We start from the raw sequence: 19,847 nt of genomic DNA, 5'->3' as shown, positions 1-19,847 counted from the left end.
CTTCCGCTACTTGGAGTAGAGCTCGACGATCAGCTGCTCCTGCACGGGGGTGTCGATGACCTGGCGCGCGGGGACGCCGTGGACGAGCACCTTGAGCTGGCTGCTGATGACCTCCAGCCAGGCCGGCACGGGACGCTCGCCGGCGCGGGCTTGGGCGATCTGGAACGGCACGAGCTGCCGCGACTTCTCAGCGACCTCGATGATGTCGCGCTCACCCAGTCGGTAGCTGGGGATGTCGACCTTGCGGCCGTTGACCCGGATGTGGCCGTGGCGCACGAGCTGGCGCGCCATGTCGCGGGACTCGGCCAGGCCGGCCCGGTAGACCACGTTGTCCAGCCGCGACTCGAGGATCTGCAGCAGGACCTCGCCGGTCTTGCCGGTCTTGCGGTTGGCCTCCTCGTAGTAGCCGCGGAACTGCTTCTCGAGGACGCCGTAGATGCGGCGGGCCTTCTGCTTCTCGCGCAGCTGCAGCAGGTACTCGCTGTCCTTGCTGCGGCCCCGGCCGTGCTCGCCCGGCGGGTAGGGGCGGATCTCGATCGGGCACTTCGGGGACTCGCACTTGCTGCCCTTGAGGAACAGCTTCATCTTCTCCCGCCGGCACAGGCGGCAGTCGGCTCCGGCGTAACGGGCCACGTCTTTTCTACCTTCGCTCTCGTCGGTGGCCGGTCAGACCCGGCGGCGCTTCTTGGGGCGGCAGCCGTTGTGCGGCTGCGGGGTGACGTCCTGGATCTGGCCGACCTCGAGGCCGGTGGCCTGCAAGGACCGGATCGCGGTCTCGCGACCCGAGCCGGGACCCTTCACGAAGACGTCGACCTTGCGCATGCCGTGCTCCTGCGCCTTGCGCGCGGCGTTCTCGGCGGCCATCTGCGCGGCGAACGGCGTGGACTTGCGCGACCCCTTGAAGCCGACGTGGCCGGCGGAGGCCCAGCTGATCACGTTCCCGTTCGGGTCGGTGATCGACACGATCGTGTTGTTGAACGTGCTCTTGATGTGCGCCGCGCCGTGCGCGACGTTCTTCTTCTCCTTGCGGCGGACCTTCTTGGCGCCGGCAGCGGCGCGAGCCCTGGGAGGCATGTATCCGGTTCCTCTTGTCTTTCGTGGCCGAGGTGAGGGGCTGGACGGCCCCGGGTGAGGGGCTGGAACGGCCCCGGCGCAGGGGCCCGGCCCGAGCGGAGCGAGGGCTGGGGGCGCCGGGGTCCTTCTCCTACTTCTTGCCGGCCTTCTTCTTGCCGGCGATGGTCTTGCGCGGGCCCTTGCTCGAGCGCGCGTTGGTGCGGGTGCGCTGGCCGTGGACGGGCAGCCCGCGGCGGTGCCGCAGCCCCTGGTAGCAGCCGATCTCCACCTTGCGGCGGATGTCCGCGGCGACCTCGCGGCGCAGGTCACCCTCGACGCGGAAGTGCTCGTCGATGTAGTCGCGCAGCTTCAGCAGGTCGTCGTCACCGAGGTCCCTGACCCGGAGGTCCGGGCTGACGCCGGTGGCGGCCAGGGTCTCCTTGGCGTGCGCCTTACCGATGCCGTAGATGTAGGTGAGCGCGATCTCCATCCGCTTCTCGCGGGGCAGGTCGACGCCGGCCAGTCGTGCCATGTTGTAGCTACTCCCTCAGCCCTGGCGCTGCTTGTGCCGGGCGTTGTCGCAGATGACCATGACCCGGCCGTGCCGGCGGATCACCTTGCACTTGTCACAGATGGTCTTCACCGACGGCTGGACCTTCACCGGTGCCGCCCCCTCGTTCTCTGTCTCGTGCGCCGGTCGCGCAGCTGTCCGGCTGCGCGGCCGCGGCGGTCACTTGGTTACTTGTAGCGGTAGACGATGCGACCGCGCGTCAGGTCGTAGGGCGAGAGCTCCACGACGACGCGGTCCTCGGGCAGGATGCGGATGTAGTGCTGGCGCATCTTGCCGCTGATGTGGGCGAGCACCCGGTGCCCGTTCTGCAGCTCGACCCGGAACATCGCGTTGGGCAGCGGCTCGACGACGCGACCCTCGACCTCGATGGCCCCGTCCTTCTTCGCCATGCCCGACACGGCCTCCTCGATCTCGCTGCGGTGCGCGCCCACGCCGGTGCACGGCACGGGCTCGCTCGGGAATTGCAGAACAGGTGGTGCCGGCGCTCTCGCAGAGGGCGCCCCGGGTCACGCGGCCACAGCACGACGACGGGACGGCGCTAGCGCCACCGCTCACTGTACCCCGGCCCGGCTCGCCTCTCCAACCGGGCCCCGATCACACCGCAGGCTCCATCCTCCGGCGCTGCCCGGGCATTGGAAGCTCTGCCTACGGTGTGGGGGCCCAGGATGCAGGCATAGCTTCCTATGCCCGCCCGGTGGCGCCCAGCCGACGCGGCGTGCCCTGCCGCTCAGGAGCGGGGCGTGATCCCGAAGGGGGCGAGGCCCGCCACCCCGCCGTCCTCGGCCGTGAGGACCCACGGCCCCTCGGGGGTGATCGCCACGGTGTGCTCGAAGTGCGCGGCGCGCGAGCCGTCCTTGGTGACGACGGTCCAGCCGTCCTCGAGCTCCACCGTCGCCGGGTCGCCCACGGTGACCATCGGCTCGATGGCCAGCGCCAGCCCGGGCACCAGCCTGGGCCCGCGGCCGGGCCGGCCGTAGTTCAGCACGTGCGGGTCCTGGTGCATCTCCGTGCCGATGCCGTGCCCGCCGTAGTGGTCGACGATGCCGTAGGGGTGGGACTCGGCGACGACGACCTGCTCGACCGCGTGGCTGATGTCGGTCAGCCGGCCACCGGCGACGGCGCGCGCCAGACCGGCCCACATGGAGCGCTCGGTCACGTCGATCAGCGCCGCGTCCTCGGCCGACGGCTCCCCCACCGTGACGGTGACCGCCGAGTCGCCGTGCCAGCCGTGCAGGATCGCTCCGCAGTCGATGGAGATGTTGTCGCCCAGGGCGAGCGCGCGCCGCGGGTCGGGGATCCCGTGCACGATCTCGTCGTTGATCGAGGCGCAGATGCTGCCGGTGAAGCCGTGGTAGCCCAGGAACGACGGGATCGCCCCCCTGCTGCGGATGTGGTCCTCGGCGATCGCGTCGAGCTCACCGGTGGTCACCCCGGGGCGTACGGCCGCCCGCACCGCGGCGATGGCCCCGGCGACGACCAGCCCCGCGCCGCGCATCAACTCGATCTCGTGCGCCGTCTTGATCTGGATCATCCGTCCACTCCACTTCGCCAGCAGCGGGACCGCCGAGAGCCAGCCTGCACCCATGTCGCCGTCCCGCCGCTCACCCTCCGGGCCGCCGCCCCGCGGTCAGGCGCGACCGAGCGCGGCCATCGCCCGGGCGGTGACCTCCTCGACCGACCCGACGGCGCCGATCGTCACCAGCAGACCCTCGGCCTCGTAGAAGTCCGACAGCGGCGCGGTCTGCTCCCGGTGGACCTCGAGCCGGTGGCGCACGGTCTCGGGCTTGTCGTCCTCCCGCTGCACCATCTTCCCGTCGACGAGCATCCGCCGCCCGGAGAGGCGGCGGACCAGCTCCTCCTCCTCGACCACGAGCTCGAGCACGCGGTCCAGGCCGGTACCCAGCTCGGCGAGCGATTCGCGCAGCTGCTCGGCCTGGGCGATGGTGCGCGGGAAGCCATCGAGGAGGAAGCCGACCTCGGCGTCGGGTTCGGCCAGGCGGTCCCTCACCATGGCGACGGTGATCTCGTCGGGCACGAGGTCGCCGGCGTCCATGTAGGTCTTGGCCTGCTGGCCGAGCTCGGTCCGGCCGCTGACGTTGGCGCGGAAGATGTCACCGGTCGAGATGGCCGGCACGCCGAGCTTCCCGGCGATGATCTGCGCCTGCGTCCCCTTGCCGGCCCCCGGGGGGCCGAGCAGCACGACGCGCACTACTTCAGGAACCCTTCGTAGTTGCGCTGGTTGAGCTGCGTCTCGATCTGCTTCACCGTCTCCAACCCCACTCCGACCATGATCAGCACCGCGGTCCCGCCGAACGGGAAGTTCTGGTTCTGCCCCTCCTGCGTGATCGACAGGAAGAGGTTGGGCAACACTGCCACGAGTCCGAGGTAGATCGAACCGGGGAGGGTGATCCGGGAGAGCACGTACTGCAGGTACTCCGCGGTCGGCCGGCCCGGTCTGATGCCGGGGATGAAGCCGCCGTAGCGCTTCATGTCGTCGGCACGCTCCTCCGGGTTGAACGTGATCGACACGTAGAAGTACGTGAAGAAGACGATCAGCCCGAAGTAGAGGGCGACGTGCACGGGGCTGCTCTGGTCGATGACGTAGTTCTCGAAGAACTGCCGGACGGGGCCGGTCTCGTTCCCCTGCAACTGGCTGATCAGCTGCGGCAGGTAGAGCAGCGACGAGGCGAAGATGACCGGGATGACGCCGGCCTGGTTGACCTTGAGCGGCAGGTAGGTGGAGGTGCCGCCGTACATGCGGCGGCCGACCATCCGCTTGGCGTACTGGACCGGGATGCGGCGCTGCGCCTGCTCGACGTAGACGACGGCGCCGATGATCAGCAACGCCAGCGCGCAGACGAGGGAGAAGACCACCGCGCCGCGGGTCTGCAGGATCGCGCCGCCCTCGGCGGGGATCCGCGCCGCGATCGAGGTGAAGATCAGCACGGACATGCCGTTGCCGATCCCCTTCTCGGTGAGCAGCTCACCCAGCCACATGATCAACGCGGTGCCGGCGGTGAGCGCGATGACGAGGACCACCGTCGTCCACACCGAGTCCGACGGGATGATCTGCTCGCTGCAGTTCGGGAAGAGCTGGCCGCTGCGGGCCAGCGCGATGATGCCGGTGCTCTGCAGGACGGCGAGCGCGATGGTCAGGTAGCGGGTGTACTGCGTCAGCTTCTGCTGGCCCGACTGCCCTTCCTTCTTCAGCTGCTCGAACCGCGGGATGACCACGACCAGCAGCTGCACGATGATGCTGGCGGTGATGTAGGGCATGATCCCGAGCGCGAACACGCTCAGCCTCAGCAGCGCGCCGCCGCTGAACAGGTTGACCAGCGAGTAGACGTCCCGCTGGTCGGAGGCCTGCGCGGCCTCGAGGCAGCTGTTGATCGCCTGGACCGACACCCCCGGCCCGGGCACCGCGGCGCCCAGCCGGTAGACGGCGATGATCGCCAAGGAGAACAGCAGCTTGCGCCGGAGGTCTGGCGTCCGGAACGCCGCAGCGAACGCCTGCAGCACGTGCCCTCCCCTGCTCGGTCCGTCGAGATTAGCAATGCGCGGCCCGGCGGCTGCGGAAGCCGCCGGACCGCGCCAGTGACCCCCTGCCCCGCCGCGCGCTCGCGCGTGGCGGGGGCAGGGGGTCCTTCTAGATGCGGGTGGTGCTGCCCCCGGCCGCGCCGATCTTCTCGGCCGCGGACGACGAGAACGCGTGCGCGTGCACGTGCACCTCGATGCCGCCGAGGTCGCCGGTGCCGAGCACCTTGACCGGCCGGCCGCGCCGCACGGCGCCGGCGTCGGCCAGGCTGTCGGGGTCGATGGACCCGCCCTGCGGGAACAGCGTGGCGATCCGGTCCAGGTTCACGACCTGGAAGACGACCTTGTTGCGGTTCTTGAACCCGGACAACTTGGGCAGCCGCATGTGCAGCGGTGTCTGGCCGCCCTCGAAGCGGGCCGAGACGTTGCCGCGCGCGCCGGTGCCCTTGGTGCCGCGACCGGCGGTCTTGCCCTTGGAGCCCTCCCCGCGACCCACGCGGGTCTTGGGGGTGTGGGCGCCGGGGGCCGGGCGCAGGTGGTGGACCTTGATGGTCATGGAAGCTTCCCTACTCGCCGATCTCTGCTCAGCTGATCTCTTCGACGCGCACCAGGTGCGGCACGGTCGCGACCATCCCGCGGATCTCCGGACGGTCCTGCTGGACGACCGAGTCGTTGATCCGCTTGAGGCCCAGCGCGCGCAGCGTGGCCCGCTGGTTGGGCTTGGTACCGATGGCCGACCGGACCTGGGTGACCTTGAGCTGTACCACGTCAGACCCCCTGGCCGGCGCGCGCCCGCAGCATGGCGGCCGGGGCGACGTCCTCGAGCGGCAGCCCGCGGCGGGCGGCGATCTCCTCGGGGCGGACGAGGTCCTTCAGCGCCTGCATGGTGGCGTGGACGATGTTGATCGGGTTGGACGACCCGAGGCTCTTGGAGAGCACGTCGTGGATGCCGGCGCACTCCAGCACGGCGCGCACCGGACCACCGGCGATGACACCGGTACCCGGGCTGGCCGGCTTGAGCAGCACGACACCTGCCGCCGCCTCGCCCTGGACCGGGTGCGGGATGGTGCTGGCGATGCGCGGCACCCGGTAGAAGTGCTTCTTGGCCTCCTCGACGCCCTTGGCGATGGCCGCGGGCACCTCCTTGGCCTTGCCGTAGCCCACGCCCACGGTGCCGTCGCCGTCGCCGACGACGACCAGCGCGGTGAAGCTGAACCGCCGGCCGCCCTTGACGACCTTGGACACGCGGTTGATGGCCACCACGCGCTCGAGGAAGGCGCTCTTCTCGGCGGACGCGCCCCCGGGGCCCCGCCCGCCGTCACGGCGGTCGCGGCGGTCGTTGCCGCCGCCGGCGCCGCCGCCGCGTCGCTGTGGTCCTGGCATCAGACGTCCCTCTCGATCATCGTTGGCGCGACACTGGTGGGTGCGGCGCTCATCAGAAGTCCAGCCCGCCCTCGCGGGCCCCGTCGGCGAGCGCGGCGATCCGCCCCGCATACCGGTTGCCGCCGCGGTCGAACACGACCGCGGTGATGCCGGCGGCCGCCGCCCGCTCGGCGACCAGCGCACCGACCCGGCGGGCCAGGGCGGACTTGTCGCCCTCGGCGCCGCGGAGGCTGGCGTCCATCGTCGACGCGCTGACCAGCGTGCGGCCGGCCGTGTCGTCGACCACCTGCACGTGGATGTGCCGGGAGCTGCGGTTGACGACGAGACGCGGGCGCTCGGGCGTGCCCGAGACGCGCTTGCGCAGCCGGGTGTGCCGGCGCAGCCGCGAGACGCGGCGGGCGGTGCTGACGTCGGTGCCGACCGGCTTGCGGCCGCCGGCGGTCTTCCCGCGCTTGGAAGCTGTTGCCTGAGCCATCACTTACCCGTCTTCCCGACCTTGCGCTTGATGACCTCGCCCTGGTACCGCACGCCCTTGCCCTTGTAGGGGTCGGGACGGCGGATCTTGCGGATCTTGGCCGCGACCTCGCCGACCTGCTGCTTGTCGATGCCGCTGACCCGCAGCCGGGTGGGCGACTCGACGGTGAAGGAGATGCCCTCGGGCGCCTTGACCGGCACCGGGTGGCTGAAGCCGAGCGCGAACTCGAGGTCCGAGCCCCGGGCCTGCACGCGGTAGCCGACGCCGACGATCTCCAGCGTCTTGGTGTAACCCTCGGTCACACCCGTGATCATGTTGGCGATCAGCGTGCGCGACAGGCCGTGCAGGGCACGGCTCTGCCGCTCGTCGTCGGGGCGGGTGACCCGCAGCGTGCCGTCGTCGTCGCGTTCGACGCTGATGGGTGCCGCTACCGTGTGCGACAGCGTGCCCTTGGGGCCCTTCACGCTGATCGACTGGCCGTCGATGGTGACGTCGACACCACCCGGCACGGGAATCGGCAGTCGTCCGATCCGTGACATCGTCAGATCGCTCCCTTACCAGACGTAGGCGAGGACTTCCCCGCCCACGCCCTTCTTGGTCGCCTGCTTGTCGGTCAGCAGCCCGGTCGAGGTCGAGATGATCGCCACGCCGAGACCGCCGAGCACCTTGGGCAGGGCGTTGGACTTCGCGTACACCCGCAGGCCCGGCTTGGAGACCCGGCGGACCCCGGCGATGCTGCGCTCCCGGTTGGGCCCGTACTTCAGGTCGATCACGAGCTGCTTGAAGGTGTGCCCGTCCGTCTCGACGTCGTCGACGCGCCAGCCGGAGATGTAGCCCTCCTGCTCGAGGATCTCGGCGATGTGCGTCTTCAGCTTCGAGGACGGCATGACCGCGGAGTCGTGGTACGCCTGGTTGGCATTGCGCAGACGCGTCAGCATGTCCGCGATCGGGTCGGTCATCGTCATGGCGGTGGTGCCTCTCTCACCGCGGTTCCTCTCGCCGTCCGGCTGGTGCCGTCGGGCGGGGCCTCTCGGTGTTCAGTGATTTGATGGAGCGGCCCGGCTGCAGGGACCCGCGGCGCGCGAAGCGTGTCGTGGGGGGCAGCCGGGTCCTTCTACCACGAGGACTTGCTCACACCGGGGAGCTCCCCGGCGTGCGCCATCTCCCGCAGGCAGATCCGGCAGAGGCCGAACTTGCGGAAGACCGCGTGCGGCCGGCCGCAGCGCTGGCAGCGGGTGTACGCGCGGACGGCGAACTTCGGCTTGCGGGCCGCCTTGTTGATCAGAGCCTTCTTGGCCATCTCTTCTCTCCCTGCCCGGCTCAGCGGGTGGTCTGCACGACGGGCTGGCCGGCGAAGGGGAAGCCGAGCAGGCGCAGCAGCTCGCGGCCCTCGTCGTCGTTGGTGGCGGTGGTGACCAGCGTGATGTCCATGCCGCGCGGCCGGTCGATCTTGTCGACGTCGATCTCGCGGAACATCGACTGCTCGGTCAGACCGAACGTGTAGTTGCCGTGGCCGTCGAACTGCTTGGCCGACAGACCGCGGAAGTCGCGGATGCGGGGCAGCGCCAGGGACAGCAGCCGGTCGAGGAACTCCCACATCCGGTCCCCGCGGAGGGTGACCTTGGCGCCGATCGGCATGCCCTCGCGCAGCTTGAACTGGGCGATGGACTTGCGGGCCCGGACGACGGCCGGCTTCTGACCGGTGATGGCGGTCAGGTCGCGGACGGCGCCGTCCATCAGCTTGGCGTCTCGGGTGGCCTCGCCGACGCCCATGTTGACCACGATCTTGGTCAGCCGCGGGATCTGCATGACGTTGCCGTGGCCGAACTCGGACTGCAGCGCCGGCGCGATCTCCTCGCGGTAGCGGGCGAGCAGCCGGGGCAGCTCACGGGTGGGTGCGCTCTCCGTGGTTGCGGGCATGGGTTCAGAGGTCCTTACCGGTGCGCCGCGAGACCCGGACCTTGCGGCCTTCCTCGTCGAAGCGGTAGCCGACCCGGGTCGGCTTGTCCTCGGAGTCGAGCACCATCACGTTGCTCACGTGGATGCGCGCCTCCTGGGTGACGATGCCGCCCTGCTGGGCGCCGCGCTGCGAGGTGCTGATCCGGGTGTGCTTCTTGACCCGGCCGACGCCCTCGACGAGGACCTTCTGGTCCTGCGGATAGGCGGCGATGACCCGGCCGGTGGCACCCCGGTCCTTGCCCGCGAGCACGAGGACCTTGTCGCCCTTCTTCACCTTCATCGACGGCGCCTTCTTGCGGCTCGTCGCGGACTTCGTCTTGCTGTTCGCCATGGTCAGAGCACCTCCGGGGCGAGCGAGATGATCCGCATGAAGCGCTTGTCGCGCAGTTCGCGACCGACGGGGCCGAAGATGCGCGTCCCGCGGGGGTCGCCGCTGTCGCGGATGATGACCGCGGCGTTCTCGTCGAAGCGGATGTAGGAACCGTCCGGACGACGGCGCTCCTTCGCCGTGCGGACGACGACGGCCTTGACCACGTCACCCCGCTTGACCCCGGCACCGGGCAGCGCGTCCTTCACGGTGGCGACGATGACGTCACCGATGCCCGCGTAGCGTCGCCCGGAGCCGCCGAGAACGCGGATGCAGAGGATCTCCTTCGCTCCGGTGTTGTCGGCGACCCGCAGTCGCGACTCCTGCTGAATCACTTCGCACTCCGTGTCCGTCGCACTGTGTGCGACCTCTAACTGCCTTGATGCGCTACGCGCGGCTGCCTGTCGTTCCGAGGGGATGCTCGCTTCGCTCGGATCCCCCGTCGGCGTCCGGCTGGCGCCGGACGATCTTCACGGGAACCGGGCCGGCACCGTGGTCGCCGGCCGATCAAAGCCGACTGACCACGATACCCGGCGCCGCCGGGGCGTCCTCCTCCGGTCCGTGTGAGGTGAGCCGCCCAGCGAGGCGTGCGGTTACTTCGCCTTCTCCAAGACCTCGACCAGTCGCCAGCGCTTGGTGGCCGACAGCGGTCGGGTCTCCATGATCTGCACCCGGTCGCCGACGCCGGCGATGCCGTTCTCGTCGTGCGCCTTCAGCTTGCTGGTGCGTCGGATGACCTTGCCGTAGAGGCCGTGCTTCACGCGGTCCTCGACCTCGACGACGATCGTCTTCTGCATCTTGTCGCTGACCACCAGGCCCTCCCGGACCTTGCGGTAGCCGCGGCCGGCCTGCTGGGGACCCGACGCGCGGCTGAGCGCGACCTCCGGTGACTCGCTCATGCCACACCCTCGTTCGGGGCGACCGAGAGACCGAGCTCGCGCTCGCGCATGATCGTGTAGATCCGCGCGATGTCACGGCGGACGGTCTGCAGCCGCCGGTTGTTGTCCAGCTGGCCGGTGGCCACCTGGAACCGCAGGTTGAACAGTTCTTCCTTGGACTCGCGCAGCCGCGTGGCGAGCTCGTCGGCCGAGAGCTCGCGCAGCTCCGGAGCGGTCAGACCGGCAGCCATCACACCTCTCCTTCGCGCGTGATGAAGCGGCACTTCATGGGCAGCTTGTGGATGGCCCGGCGCATGGCCTCGCGGGCGACCGGCTCGGCCACGCCCGAGAGCTCGAACATGACCCGGCCGGGCTTGACGTTGGCGACCCACCACTCCGGCGAGCCCTTGCCCGAGCCCATGCGGGTCTCGGCGGGCTTCTTGGTCAGCGGCCGGTCGGGGTAGATGGTGATCCACACCTTGCCGCCACGCCGGATGTGCCGGGTCATGGCGATCCGGGCTGACTCGATCTGCCGGTTGGTCACGTACGCGGGCTCGAGGGCCTGGATGGCGTACTCGCCGAAGTTGATGGCGGTGCCGCCCTTGGCCCGGCCGGAGCGGTCGGGGTGGTGCTGCTTGCGGTGCTTGACGCGCCGTGGGATCAGCATTGCGTCAGCTCTCCTGCTCGGTCGACGTGGTGGTGTCGGCGGCCGACTCCGCGACCGAGGTGCCCTCGGGCCCGGCGGTGTCCGCCACGACCGGTGCGGGCGCCTCGCCGGAGGTGGCCACGGGGGCGTCGGCCGGCCCGGTCGCCGGGGCCGCGGGGGCCTCGGCGGCCGCGCGGCCGGCCTCGGTGCCGCCGGCGGTGGTGCCGCTGGACCCCGAGCGGCGCTGCGGGCGCTGGGCCCGCTCGCGCCGCTGCTGCCGCGCGGCGAGGGCCTCGAGGGCCTCCCGCTCGGCGCGCGAGCCGCTGACGTCGCCCTTGTAGATCCACACCTTCACGCCGATGCGGCCGAAGGTGGTACGGGCCTCGTACAGGCCGTAGTCGATGTTCGCGCGGAGCGTGTGCAGCGGCACCCGGCCCTCGCGGTAGAACTCCGACCGGCTCATCTCGGTGCCGCCGAGGCGACCCGAGCACTGCACCCGGATGCCCTTCACCTGCGGGCTGCGCTGCGCGGCCTGCATCGCCTTGCGCATGGCGCGGCGGAAGCTGACGCGGCTGGAGAGCTGCTCGGCGACGGCCTGCGCGACCAGCTGCGCGTCGGCCTCGGGGTTCTTGACCTCGAGGATGTTGAGCTGCACCTGCTTGCCGGTGAGCTTCTCCAGCTCGCCGCGGATGCGGTCGGCCTCGGCGCCGCGGCGGCCGATGACGATGCCCGGCCGGGCGGTGTGGATGTCGACGCGGACCCGGTCACGGGTGCGCTCGATCTCCACCTTCGAGATGCCGGCCCGCTCCATGCCCTTGGTCATGAGGCGGCGGATCGCCACGTCTTCCTTGACGTAGTCCTTGTAGAGCTTGTCGGCGTACCACCGGGACTTGTAGTCGGTGGTGATGCCGAGCCGGAACCCGTGCGGGTTGACCTTCTGACCCACTAGCGGGTCCCTCCCCTCGTGCTGCGCTTCTGTCGGCCGTCGAGGCGGTCGGAGGTGCCGGACTGCCCGGTCTCCCGCCGCGCCTTGCGCGCCTTCTGCGCCAGCGCGGCGCTCGTGGCGACCTCGCTGACCTCGACGGTGATGTGGCTGGTCCGCTTGTTGATCCGGTAGGCCCGCCCCTGGGCCCGCGGGCGGATGCGCTTGAGCGTCGGCCCCTCGTCGACGTACGCGGCGCTGATGACCAGCGTGTCGGGGTCCAGCCGGAGGTTGTGCTCGGCGTTGGCCACCGCGCTGGCGACCACCTTGGCCACCGGCTCGCTGGCGCTCTGCGGTGCGAAGCGCAGCAGAGCCAGGGCCTCGTCGGTCGGCAGGTAGCGGATGAGGTCCACCACCCGGCGCGCCTTCATGGGGGTCACGCGGACGAACCGGGCCGTCGCCCGGGCCGCCGGTGCCTCCTGTCCCACCTGGGAAGTCATCGTCATCTCTCTCTGCCTGCTCAGCCGCGACGCGACCGGCGGTCGTCCTTGACGTGCCCACGGAACGTGCGCGTGGGCGCGAACTCGCCGAGCTTGTGCCCGACCATGGCCTCGGTCACGAACACCGGCACGTGCTTGCGGCCGTCGTGCACGGCGATCGTGTGCCCGAGCATGTCGGGGATGATCGTCGAGCGCCGCGACCAGGTGCGGATGACGTTCTTGGTGCCCTTCTCGTTCTGGGCGTCCACCTTCTTGAGCAGGTGGTCGTCCACGAAGGGGCCCTTCTTCAGGCTGCGTGGCATCGTGCGTCAGACTCCTCAGCGCTTCTTGCCGGTGCGCCGGCGGCGCACGATCAGGGCGTCACTGGCCTTCCGCTTGCGCGTGCGGCCCTCCGGCTTGCCCTTCGGGTTGACCGGGTGCCGGCCACCGGAGGTCTTGCCCTCACCACCACCGTGCGGGTGGTCGACCGGGTTCATGGCGACACCGCGGACGGTCGGGCGCTTGCCCTTCCACCGCATGCGGCCGGCCTTCCCCCAGTTGATGTTCGACTGTTCGGCGTTGCCCACCTCGCCGACCGTCGCGCGGCAGCGGACGTCGACGTTGCGGATCTCGCCCGACGGCATCCGCAGCTGCGCCAGCCGGCCCTCGCGGGCCACCAGCTGCACGCTCGTGCCCGCCGAGCGGGCGATCTTCGCCCCGCCGCCGGGACGGAGCTCGATGGCGTGAACCACCGTGCCGACCGGGATGTTCCGCAGCGGCAGGTTGTTGCCGGGCTTGATGTCGGCCGAGGGGCCGCACTCGACGACGTCGCCCTGCTTGAGCCGCGCCGGCGCGATGATGTAGCGCTTCTCCCCGTCGGCGTAGTGCAGCAGCGCGATCCGCGAGGTGCGGTTCGGGTCGTACTCGATGTGCGCGACCTTCGCCGGCACGCCGTCCTTGTCGGCCCGCTTGAAGTCGATGACGCGGTAGGCCCGCTTGTGGCCACCGCCCTGGTGGCGCGCGGTGACCTTGCCGTGGACGTTGCGCCCGCCGCGCCCGTGCAGCGGCCGGACCAGCGACTTCTCGGGATGGTCACGGGTGACCTCGGCGAAGTCGGCGACGCTGGAGCCGCGGCGGCCCGGCGTCGTCGGCTTGTACTTGCGGATGGCCATGGGTGTTTCGTCCCTTGTCTTCTTCTCTGGTCCGGTGCGGATGGGCGGAGGTCGACGGCGGTACCCGCCGTCAGGCCCCCGGGCCCCCGAAGATCTCGATCCGGTCGCCGGGCGCGACCGACACGATGGCGCGCTTGGTGTCCTTGCGCTTGCCCATCCGGTTGCCCTTGGCGCGCTTGCGCTTGCCCTGCCGGTTGACCGTGTTCACACCGAGCACCTTCACGTCGAAGATCTGCTCGACCGCGATCTTGATCTGCGTCTTGTTGGCGTCGGGCCGGACGATGAACGTGTACTGGTTCTCGTCGAGCAGCCCGTAGCTCTTCTCCGAGATGACCGGGGACAGCACGACGTCCCGGGGGTCGCGGACGCTCATGCCGTCTCCTCGTTCGTCTTCGCAGCGTTCTTCTCCGCCGCCGGCGTGGTGCCCGCCGCGGAGGACGCCTCGTCACTGGGCGCGACGGCATCGGGGCCGGCGTCGGCGGCCTCGGCCTGCTCCGCAGGGGCGGCCGCGGCCTCGGCCGCGGTCGACGGCGCGGCGTCGACGGCCGCCGCCGGGCCCTTCTTCGCGTCGGCCTTCGCCGGCTCCTCGGCAGCGGTCTCGACGGTGCCCTCGCCCTCGGCGGGGGCGACGGACGGGACGCCGCCCGGCGTGAGGTGCGTGGCCAGGTCCGGCTTGGCGGTGCCCGGTTCCGCGGCACCGCCGGAGCGGCCGGAGACGAACTCCGCCAGCGCCGCCTCGGTGAAGACGACCTCGTCGGCGACCAGGACGTCGTAGGTGTTGAGCTGACCGGTCTCGAGCAGGTGCACGCGGGGCACGTTGCGCAGGCTGATCCAGTTCAGCGTGTCAGCGGAGTCGAGCACCACGAGCACCCGCTTGGCCGAGCTGACCGCGTCCAGCGTGGCCAGGGCCGCCTTGGTCTTCGGGGCGTCACCCTCGACGAAGGTGGTGACGACGTGCACCCGGTTCTCCCGGGCGCGGTCGGAGAGCGCCCCGCGCAGCGCGGCCGCCTTCATCTTCTTCGGCGTCCGCTGGCTGTAGTCACGGGGCTGCGGCCCGTGGACGGTGCCACCGCCCTCGAACTGGGGCGCCCGGGTCGAGCCCTGGCGCGCCCGGCCGGTGCCCTTCTGCCGGTACGGCTTGCTGCCACCGCCGCGGACCTGGCCGCGCGTCCTGGTCGCGTGCGTGCCCTGCCGGGCGGCAGCGAGCTGCGCGGTCACCACCTGGTGCATCAGCGACAGGTTCGCGTCGCGGTCGAAGATCTCACCGGGCAGCGTCGCGCTGCCCGCGGTCTGCCCGGCGGGCGTGCGGACGTCGACCTGCCGGTCGGCGCGCTCGCCGGCAGCTCGGCTTCGCGTGCTGGTCACTTCGCGTCACTCCCCACGGGGCCGCCCTTGACCGCGGAGCGGACGAGCACCAGCCCACCGCGCGGGCCCGGGATGGCGCCCTTGATCAGAACCAGCCCGCGCTCGGCGTCCACCTTGTGCACCTTGAGCGAGAGGGTGGTCGTCTTCACCGCGCCCATGCGGCCGGCCATGCGCAGGCCCTTGAAGACCCGGCCGGGGGTGGCGCAGCCGCCGATCGATCCGGGCGAGCGGTGCTTGCGCTGGGTGCCGTGGCTCGCGCCGAGGCCCTTGAAGCCGTGGCGCTTCATGACGCCGGCGGTGCCCTTGCCCTTGCTGGTGCCGATGACGTCGACCTTGGCGACGCCGTCGAGCACCTCGGCGGTCAGCTCCTGGCCGACCGTGTAGTTCGAGGCGTCCTCGGTGCGCAGCTCCACCAGGTGCCGCCGGGGCGTCACGCCCGCCTTGGCGAAGTGCCCGCCCTCGGGCTTGTTCACCTTGCGCGGGTCGATCTCGCCGAAGCCGAGCTGGACGGCGGAGTAGCCGTCGACCTCCGGGGTGCGCACCTGCGTGACCACGCACGGGCCCGCCTTGACGACGGTCACCGGCACGATGCGGTTGTTCTCGTCGAAGACCTGGGTCATCCCCAGCTTCTCGCCGAGGAGACCGCGGAACGTACTCGCCATGACTGGTCCCGGTCCCTTACTGGATGTTGACGTCGACCGAGGCCGGCAGGTCGATGCGCATGAGCGCGTCGACGGTCTTCGGCGTCGGGTCGAGGATGTCGATGAGGCGCTTGTGCGTGCGCATCTCGAAGTGCTCGCGCGAGTCCTTGTACTTGTGCGGCGAGCGGATGACGCAGTACACGTTCTTCTCCGTCGGCAGCGGCACCGGGCCGACGACGCGCGCACCGGTCTTGGTGACCGTCTCGACGATGCGCCGCGCCGAGGCGTCGATCGCCTCGTGGTCGTAGGCCTTCAGCCGGATGCGGATCTTCTGTCCCGCCATCGCTGTCTTCTGCTCCTGCCGATCGGTGTTCTGAATGCTGGAGGGGTCGGGATGACCCGGCGACGGGCGGTGGCCGGCTCGGCGGCCACCGCCCGTCCGTGGGGGATTACTTGAGGATCTTGGTGACGCGGCCGGCGCCGACGGTGCGGCCACCCTCGCGGATGGCGAACCGCAGGCCCTCCTCCATGGCGATCGGCTGGATCAGCTCGACCGTCATCTCGGTGTTGTCGCCGGGCATGACCATCTCGGTTCCCGAGGGCAGGGTGACCACGCCGGTCACGTCCGTCGTCCGGAAGTAGAACTGCGGACGGTAGTTGTTGAAGAACGGCGTGTGCCGGCCACCCTCGTCCTTGGAGAGGATGTAGACCGAGCCCTCGAACTGCGTGTGCGGGGTGATCGAGCCCGGCTTGACGACGACCTGGCCGCGCTCGACGTCCTCGCGCTTGATGCCGCGCAGCAGCAGACCGACGTTGTCACCGGCCTGGCCCTGGTCGAGCAGCTTGCGGAACATCTCGACGCCGGTGACGGTGGTCTTGGTCGACGACGGACGGATGCCGACGATCTCGACCTCCTCGTTCACCTTGACGACGCCGCGCTCCACGCGACCGGTCACGACGGTGCCGCGGCCGGTGATGGTGAAGACGTCCTCGACCGGCATGAGGAAGGGCTTGTCGACCTCGCGCTGCGGCTCGGGGATCGCGGTGTCGACGGCGTTCATCAGCTCCATGAGCTTCTCGCCCCACTCGGCGTCGCCCTCGAGGGCCTTGAGCGCCGAGACGCGGACCACCGGGACGTCGTCGCCCGGGAACTCGTACTCGCTCAGCAGCTCGCGGACCTCCAGCTCGACGAGCTCGAGGATCTCCTCGTCGTCGACCATGTCGGCCTTGTTGAGCGCCACGACGATGTAGGGGACGCCGACCTGGCGGGCCAGGAGGACGTGCTCCTTGGTCTGCGGCATCGGGCCGTCGGTCGCGGCGACGACCAGGATGGCGCCGTCCATCTGCGCCGCACCGGTGATCATGTTCTTGATGTAGTCCGCGTGACCGGGGCAGTCGACGTGCGCGTAGTGCCGGTTCTCCGTCTGGTACTCGACGTGCGCGATCGAGATCGTGATGCCGCGGGCCTTCTCCTCGGGCGCCTTGTCGATCTGGTCGAAGGCCGACGCCTCGTTGAGGTTCGGGTACTTGTCGTGCAGCACCTTGGTGATCGCCGCGGTCAGCGTGGTCTTGCCGTGGTCGATGTGCCCGATGGTGCCGATGTTGACGTGCGGCTTGGTCCGCTCGAACTTGGCCTTGGCCACTGGGTTCCTCTCCTCGTGGTGACGCAGGTACTGCGTGCTCTGGGGGTGGGCTTGCCGGGGGCCGGGCGGGGCGGTGTCCCGCCCGGCAGGTCACTCGCCGGTGGCCTTGGCGATGATCTCCTTGGCGACGTTGGCCGGGACCTCCGCGTAGCTGTCGAAGACCATCGTGTAACTGGCCCGCCCCTGGGTGCGGCTGCGCAGGTCGCCCACGTAGCCGAACATCTCCGAGAGCGGGACGAGCGCCCGGACGACGCGGGCGCCGGAGCGCTCCTCCATCGCCTGGATCATCCCGCGCCGGGAGTTCAGGTCGCCGATGACGTCACCCATGTAGTCCTCGGGCGTGACGACCTCGACGGCCATCATCGGCTCGAGCAGGGCCGGGCTGGCCTTGCGTGCGGCCTCCTTGAAGACCATCGAGCCGGCGATCTTGAAGGCCATCTCCGAGGAGTCGACCTCGTGGTACTGGCCGTCGATGAGCGTGGCCTTGACGCCCACGACCGGGTAGCCGGCGAGGATGCCGTACTGCATCGCGTCCTGCATGCCCTGGTCGACCGAGGGGATGTACTCCTTCGGGATGCGCCCACCGGTGACGGCGTTCACGAACTCGTAGGTGGCCGAGTCGCCGCTGATCTCCAGCGGCTCGAGGCTCACCTGCACCTTCGCGAACTGGCCGGACCCACCCGTCTGCTTCTTGTGGGTGTAGTCGACCTTCTCGACGGCCTTGCGGATCGTCTCTCGGTAGGCCACCTGCGGCTTGCCGACGTTGGCCTCGACCTTGAACTCGCGCCGCATCCGGTCGACGAGGATCTCCAGGTGCAGCTCGCCCATGCCGGAGATGACCGTCTGGCCGGTCTCCTCGTCGAGCTTGACCTGGAAGGTCGGGTCCTCCTCGGCCAGCTTCTGGATGGCGGTGCCGAGCTTCTCCTGGTCGCCCTTGGTCTTGGGCTCGATGGCGACGGAGATGACCGGCGCCGGGAAGGTCATCGACTCCAGGATCACCGGCTTCTGCGGATCGCAGAGGGTGTCACCGGTGGTCGTCTGCTTGAGGCCGACGACGGCGACGATCTGGCCGGCACCCACGCCCTCGCGCTCCTCGCGCTTGTTGGCGTGCATCTGGTAGATCTTGCCGATCCGCTCCTTGCGGTCCTTGGTGCTGTTGAGCACCGGCGACCCGGAGTCGAGCCGGCCCGAGTACACGCGGACGTAGGTCAGCTTGCCCAGGTGCTGGTCGGTCTGGATCTTGAAGGCCAGCGCCGAGAACGGCTCGTCCTCGCTGGGCCGGCGCAGCACCTCGGTCTCGCCGTCGAGGGCGGTGCCCTTGATGGCGCCGACGTCCAGCGGGCTGGGCAGGTAGTCGACGACGGCGTCGAGCATGGGCTGCACGCCCTTGTTCTTGAACGCCGAGCCGGTGAGGACCGGGTTGACCTGCCCGGCGATGGTCGCCTTGCGGATGGCGGCCTTCAGCGTCTCCGGCGAGATCTCCTCGCCACCGAGGTAGGCCTCCATGATGGCGTCGTCGGTCTCGGAGACGGCCTCGAGCAGCTTCTCGCGGTACTCGGCGGCCTGGTCGGCGAGGTCGGCCGGGATCTCCTCGATCGCGTAGTCCTCGCCCTTCTGCGTCTCCCCGCGCCAGGTGAGGGCGCGCATGTAGACCAGGTCGACGACGCCGATGAAGTCGGCCTCGGCCCCGATCGGGAGCTGCAGCACGAGCGGGTTGGCACCCAGCCGCTCGACCATCATCTCGACGCAGCGGAAGAAGTTCGCTCCGGTCCGGTCGAGCTTGTTGACGAAGCACATGCGCGGGACGCCGTACTTCTCGGCCTGCCGCCAGACCTGCTCGGTCTGCGGCTCGACGCCGGCCACGCCGTCGTAGACCGCGACGGCACCGTCGAGCACGCGCAGCGACCGCTCCACCTCGACGGTGAAGTCGACGTGGCCGGGGGTGTCGATGATGTTGATGTCGTGGCCGTTCCAGGCGCACTTCGTCGCGGCGGACGTGATGGTGATGCCGCGCTCCTGCTCCTGCTCCATCCAGTCCATCGTGGCCGCGCCGTCGTGGACCTCACCGATCTTGTAGTTGATACCGGTGTAGAAGAGGATGCGCTCGGTCGTGGTCGTCTTGCCGGCGTCGATGTGCGCCATGATCCCGATGTTGCGGGTCTTGGCGAGCTGGGCCTTGGTGTCGGCCATGACTTCTCCTCGTGGATCGCGGTCCGCGGGCGGGCTCGGGGGTCACCCGGCCCGCCGGGAGCGGGCGCCGGGCCCGTCGGGCCCCGGCAGGGGCGCTGTCACCAGCGGTAGTGGGCGAACGCCTTGTTCGACTCGGCCATCTTGTGCGTGTCCTCGCGACGCTTCACCGCGGCGCCGAGGCCGTTGCTGGCGTCGAGCAGCTCGTTCATCAGCCGCTCGGTCATCGTCTTCTCCCGGCGTGCGCGGCTGTACTGGATCAGCCAGCGCAGGCCCAGCGTGGTGCTGCGCGAGGGCCGCACCTCGACCGGCACCTGGTAGGTCGCGCCACCGACCCGGCGGCTGCGGACCTCGAGGGCCGGCTTGACGTTGTCGAGCGCGCGCTTGAGCGTGACCACCGGGTCGGTGTCGGTCTTGGCGCGGCAGCCCTCGAGGGCGCCGTAGACGATCGACTCGGCGACCGAGCGCTTGCCGTCGACGAGCACCTTGTTCACCAGCTGGGTGACCAGCGGCGACTGGTAGACCGGGTCGGAGACCAGGGGGCGACGCGGCGCGGGGCCCTTGCGCGGCAT

The 19,847-nt window shown here is 70.3% G+C and carries 31 protein-coding genes and 1 pseudogene; all 32 read right to left on the bottom strand.

Going from position 1 to position 19,847, the window contains the following annotated elements; all coding sequences use genetic code 11:
* Positions 1 to 6: 6 nt before the first annotated feature.
* Positions 7 to 633, bottom strand: a complete 627-nt coding sequence (gene rpsD / locus OF117_RS14170; protein WP_263553479.1) for a 30S ribosomal protein S4 — start codon at positions 631 to 633, stop codon at positions 7 to 9.
* A gap of 33 nt (positions 634 to 666) precedes the next feature.
* On the bottom strand, positions 667 to 1,074 hold the full coding sequence (gene rpsK, locus OF117_RS14165) for a 30S ribosomal protein S11 (protein WP_014377968.1): 408 nt from the start codon (positions 1,072 to 1,074) through the stop codon (positions 667 to 669).
* A gap of 130 nt (positions 1,075 to 1,204) precedes the next feature.
* Positions 1,205 to 1,585: a 30S ribosomal protein S13 gene (gene rpsM, locus OF117_RS14160; RefSeq protein WP_263553478.1), complete on the bottom strand. Its 381-nt coding sequence runs from the start codon at positions 1,583 to 1,585 to the stop codon at positions 1,205 to 1,207.
* A 15-nt stretch (positions 1,586 to 1,600) separates the two neighbouring features.
* Entirely contained in the window at positions 1,601 to 1,714 is a 114-nt protein-coding gene (gene rpmJ / locus OF117_RS14155) for a 50S ribosomal protein L36 (protein ID WP_104527728.1), read from the bottom strand.
* 77 nt (positions 1,715 to 1,791) lie between these two features.
* Complete coding sequence (gene infA / locus OF117_RS14150) at positions 1,792 to 2,013, bottom strand: translation initiation factor IF-1 (protein WP_012950459.1); 222 nt, start codon at positions 2,011 to 2,013, stop codon at positions 1,792 to 1,794.
* Between the two features lie 338 nt (positions 2,014 to 2,351).
* Positions 2,352 to 3,155, bottom strand: coding sequence for a type I methionyl aminopeptidase (gene map, locus OF117_RS14145; RefSeq protein ID WP_411969455.1), 804 nt, complete (start codon positions 3,153 to 3,155; stop codon positions 2,352 to 2,354).
* 96 nt (positions 3,156 to 3,251) lie between these two features.
* Positions 3,252 to 3,833 (bottom strand): adenylate kinase, encoded by a 582-nt coding sequence (locus tag OF117_RS14140; RefSeq protein ID WP_263553476.1) that lies wholly within the window; start codon positions 3,831 to 3,833, stop codon positions 3,252 to 3,254.
* A complete protein-coding gene (secY, locus tag OF117_RS14135) occupies positions 3,833 to 5,143 on the bottom strand; it encodes a preprotein translocase subunit SecY (RefSeq protein ID WP_263553475.1) in 1,311 nt (436 codons plus the stop codon). The genes OF117_RS14140 and secY overlap by 1 nt, the downstream gene beginning before the upstream one ends.
* Positions 5,144 to 5,270: 127 nt before the next feature.
* Positions 5,271 to 5,714, bottom strand: coding sequence for a 50S ribosomal protein L15 (rplO, locus tag OF117_RS14130; RefSeq protein ID WP_263553474.1), 444 nt, complete (start codon positions 5,712 to 5,714; stop codon positions 5,271 to 5,273).
* A gap of 28 nt (positions 5,715 to 5,742) precedes the next feature.
* The gene (gene rpmD, locus OF117_RS14125) at positions 5,743 to 5,925 is read right to left on the bottom strand and encodes a 50S ribosomal protein L30 (protein ID WP_263553473.1); all 183 of its coding nucleotides are present in this window, start codon (positions 5,923 to 5,925) and stop codon (positions 5,743 to 5,745) included.
* Between the two features lies 1 nt (position 5,926).
* Positions 5,927 to 6,541 carry a 30S ribosomal protein S5 gene (gene rpsE / locus OF117_RS14120; protein ID WP_263553472.1) on the bottom strand — a complete coding sequence of 205 codons (615 nt, stop codon included), beginning with the start codon at positions 6,539 to 6,541 and terminating at the stop codon, positions 5,927 to 5,929.
* 52 nt (positions 6,542 to 6,593) lie between these two features.
* Positions 6,594 to 7,016, bottom strand: coding sequence for a 50S ribosomal protein L18 (gene rplR, locus OF117_RS14115; RefSeq protein WP_263553471.1), 423 nt, complete (start codon positions 7,014 to 7,016; stop codon positions 6,594 to 6,596).
* Positions 7,016 to 7,555, bottom strand: a complete 540-nt coding sequence (gene rplF / locus OF117_RS14110; RefSeq protein WP_263553470.1) for a 50S ribosomal protein L6 — start codon at positions 7,553 to 7,555, stop codon at positions 7,016 to 7,018. The genes rplR and rplF overlap by 1 nt, the downstream gene beginning before the upstream one ends.
* 15 nt (positions 7,556 to 7,570) lie before the next feature.
* Positions 7,571 to 7,981, bottom strand: coding sequence for a 30S ribosomal protein S8 (gene rpsH, locus OF117_RS14105; protein WP_263553469.1), 411 nt, complete (start codon positions 7,979 to 7,981; stop codon positions 7,571 to 7,573).
* Positions 7,982 to 8,130: 149 nt separating this feature from the next.
* A complete protein-coding gene (locus OF117_RS14100) occupies positions 8,131 to 8,316 on the bottom strand; it encodes a type Z 30S ribosomal protein S14 (protein ID WP_263553468.1) in 186 nt (61 codons plus the stop codon).
* A 20-nt stretch (positions 8,317 to 8,336) separates the two neighbouring features.
* On the bottom strand, positions 8,337 to 8,936 hold the full coding sequence (rplE, locus tag OF117_RS14095) for a 50S ribosomal protein L5 (protein WP_263553467.1): 600 nt from the start codon (positions 8,934 to 8,936) through the stop codon (positions 8,337 to 8,339).
* 4 nt (positions 8,937 to 8,940) lie between these two features.
* Positions 8,941 to 9,255 carry a 50S ribosomal protein L24 gene (gene rplX, locus OF117_RS14090; protein ID WP_263553496.1) on the bottom strand — a complete coding sequence of 105 codons (315 nt, stop codon included), beginning with the start codon at positions 9,253 to 9,255 and terminating at the stop codon, positions 8,941 to 8,943.
* Positions 9,256 to 9,308: 53 nt separating this feature from the next.
* A complete protein-coding gene (gene rplN, locus OF117_RS14085; protein WP_072919076.1) occupies positions 9,309 to 9,677 on the bottom strand; it encodes a 50S ribosomal protein L14 in 369 nt (122 codons plus the stop codon).
* Positions 9,678 to 9,935: 258 nt separating this feature from the next.
* Positions 9,936 to 10,241, bottom strand: a complete 306-nt coding sequence (rpsQ, locus tag OF117_RS14080; RefSeq protein ID WP_263553466.1) for a 30S ribosomal protein S17 — start codon at positions 10,239 to 10,241, stop codon at positions 9,936 to 9,938.
* Positions 10,238 to 10,471 carry a 50S ribosomal protein L29 gene (gene rpmC, locus OF117_RS14075; RefSeq protein WP_040338545.1) on the bottom strand — a complete coding sequence of 78 codons (234 nt, stop codon included), beginning with the start codon at positions 10,469 to 10,471 and terminating at the stop codon, positions 10,238 to 10,240. The genes rpsQ and rpmC overlap by 4 nt, the downstream gene beginning before the upstream one ends.
* Entirely contained in the window at positions 10,471 to 10,887 is a 417-nt protein-coding gene (rplP, locus tag OF117_RS14070; RefSeq protein ID WP_263553465.1) for a 50S ribosomal protein L16, read from the bottom strand. Before rplP ends, rpmC begins: the two co-directional genes overlap by 1 nt.
* A gap of 4 nt (positions 10,888 to 10,891) precedes the next feature.
* On the bottom strand, positions 10,892 to 11,812 hold the full coding sequence (rpsC, locus tag OF117_RS14065; protein ID WP_318014251.1) for a 30S ribosomal protein S3: 921 nt from the start codon (positions 11,810 to 11,812) through the stop codon (positions 10,892 to 10,894).
* A 125-nt stretch (positions 11,813 to 11,937) separates the two neighbouring features.
* Positions 11,938 to 12,288, bottom strand: a pseudogene (rplV, locus tag OF117_RS14060) (50S ribosomal protein L22); the annotation flags it as partial.
* Positions 12,289 to 12,308: 20 nt separating this feature from the next.
* Complete coding sequence (rpsS, locus tag OF117_RS14055; protein WP_263553464.1) at positions 12,309 to 12,590, bottom strand: 30S ribosomal protein S19; 282 nt, start codon at positions 12,588 to 12,590, stop codon at positions 12,309 to 12,311.
* A 15-nt stretch (positions 12,591 to 12,605) separates the two neighbouring features.
* The gene (rplB, locus tag OF117_RS14050; protein ID WP_263553463.1) at positions 12,606 to 13,439 is read right to left on the bottom strand and encodes a 50S ribosomal protein L2; all 834 of its coding nucleotides are present in this window, start codon (positions 13,437 to 13,439) and stop codon (positions 12,606 to 12,608) included.
* Positions 13,440 to 13,509: 70 nt separating this feature from the next.
* Positions 13,510 to 13,812 (bottom strand): 50S ribosomal protein L23, encoded by a 303-nt coding sequence (rplW, locus tag OF117_RS14045; protein ID WP_263553462.1) that lies wholly within the window; start codon positions 13,810 to 13,812, stop codon positions 13,510 to 13,512.
* Positions 13,809 to 14,804: a 50S ribosomal protein L4 gene (gene rplD, locus OF117_RS14040; RefSeq protein ID WP_263553461.1), complete on the bottom strand. Its 996-nt coding sequence runs from the start codon at positions 14,802 to 14,804 to the stop codon at positions 13,809 to 13,811. The genes rplW and rplD overlap by 4 nt, the downstream gene beginning before the upstream one ends.
* Positions 14,801 to 15,466 (bottom strand): 50S ribosomal protein L3, encoded by a 666-nt coding sequence (gene rplC / locus OF117_RS14035; RefSeq protein WP_263553460.1) that lies wholly within the window; start codon positions 15,464 to 15,466, stop codon positions 14,801 to 14,803. Before rplC ends, rplD begins: the two co-directional genes overlap by 4 nt.
* Before the next feature lie 16 nt (positions 15,467 to 15,482).
* A complete protein-coding gene (gene rpsJ, locus OF117_RS14030; protein ID WP_012950483.1) occupies positions 15,483 to 15,788 on the bottom strand; it encodes a 30S ribosomal protein S10 in 306 nt (101 codons plus the stop codon).
* Between the two features lie 106 nt (positions 15,789 to 15,894).
* Entirely contained in the window at positions 15,895 to 17,088 is a 1,194-nt protein-coding gene (gene tuf, locus OF117_RS14025) for an elongation factor Tu (protein ID WP_263553459.1), read from the bottom strand.
* Positions 17,089 to 17,178: 90 nt separating this feature from the next.
* On the bottom strand, positions 17,179 to 19,278 hold the full coding sequence (gene fusA, locus OF117_RS14020) for an elongation factor G (protein ID WP_263553458.1): 2,100 nt from the start codon (positions 19,276 to 19,278) through the stop codon (positions 17,179 to 17,181).
* 98 nt (positions 19,279 to 19,376) lie between these two features.
* Positions 19,377 to 19,847: a 30S ribosomal protein S7 gene (rpsG, locus tag OF117_RS14015; protein WP_263553457.1), complete on the bottom strand. Its 471-nt coding sequence runs from the start codon at positions 19,845 to 19,847 to the stop codon at positions 19,377 to 19,379.

The sequence above is a fragment of the Geodermatophilus sp. YIM 151500 genome, assembly GCF_025716945.1.
Classification (GTDB): Bacteria; Actinomycetota; Actinomycetes; order Mycobacteriales; family Geodermatophilaceae; genus YIM-151500.
This window is presented reverse-complemented; position numbering and strand designations above follow the sequence as displayed.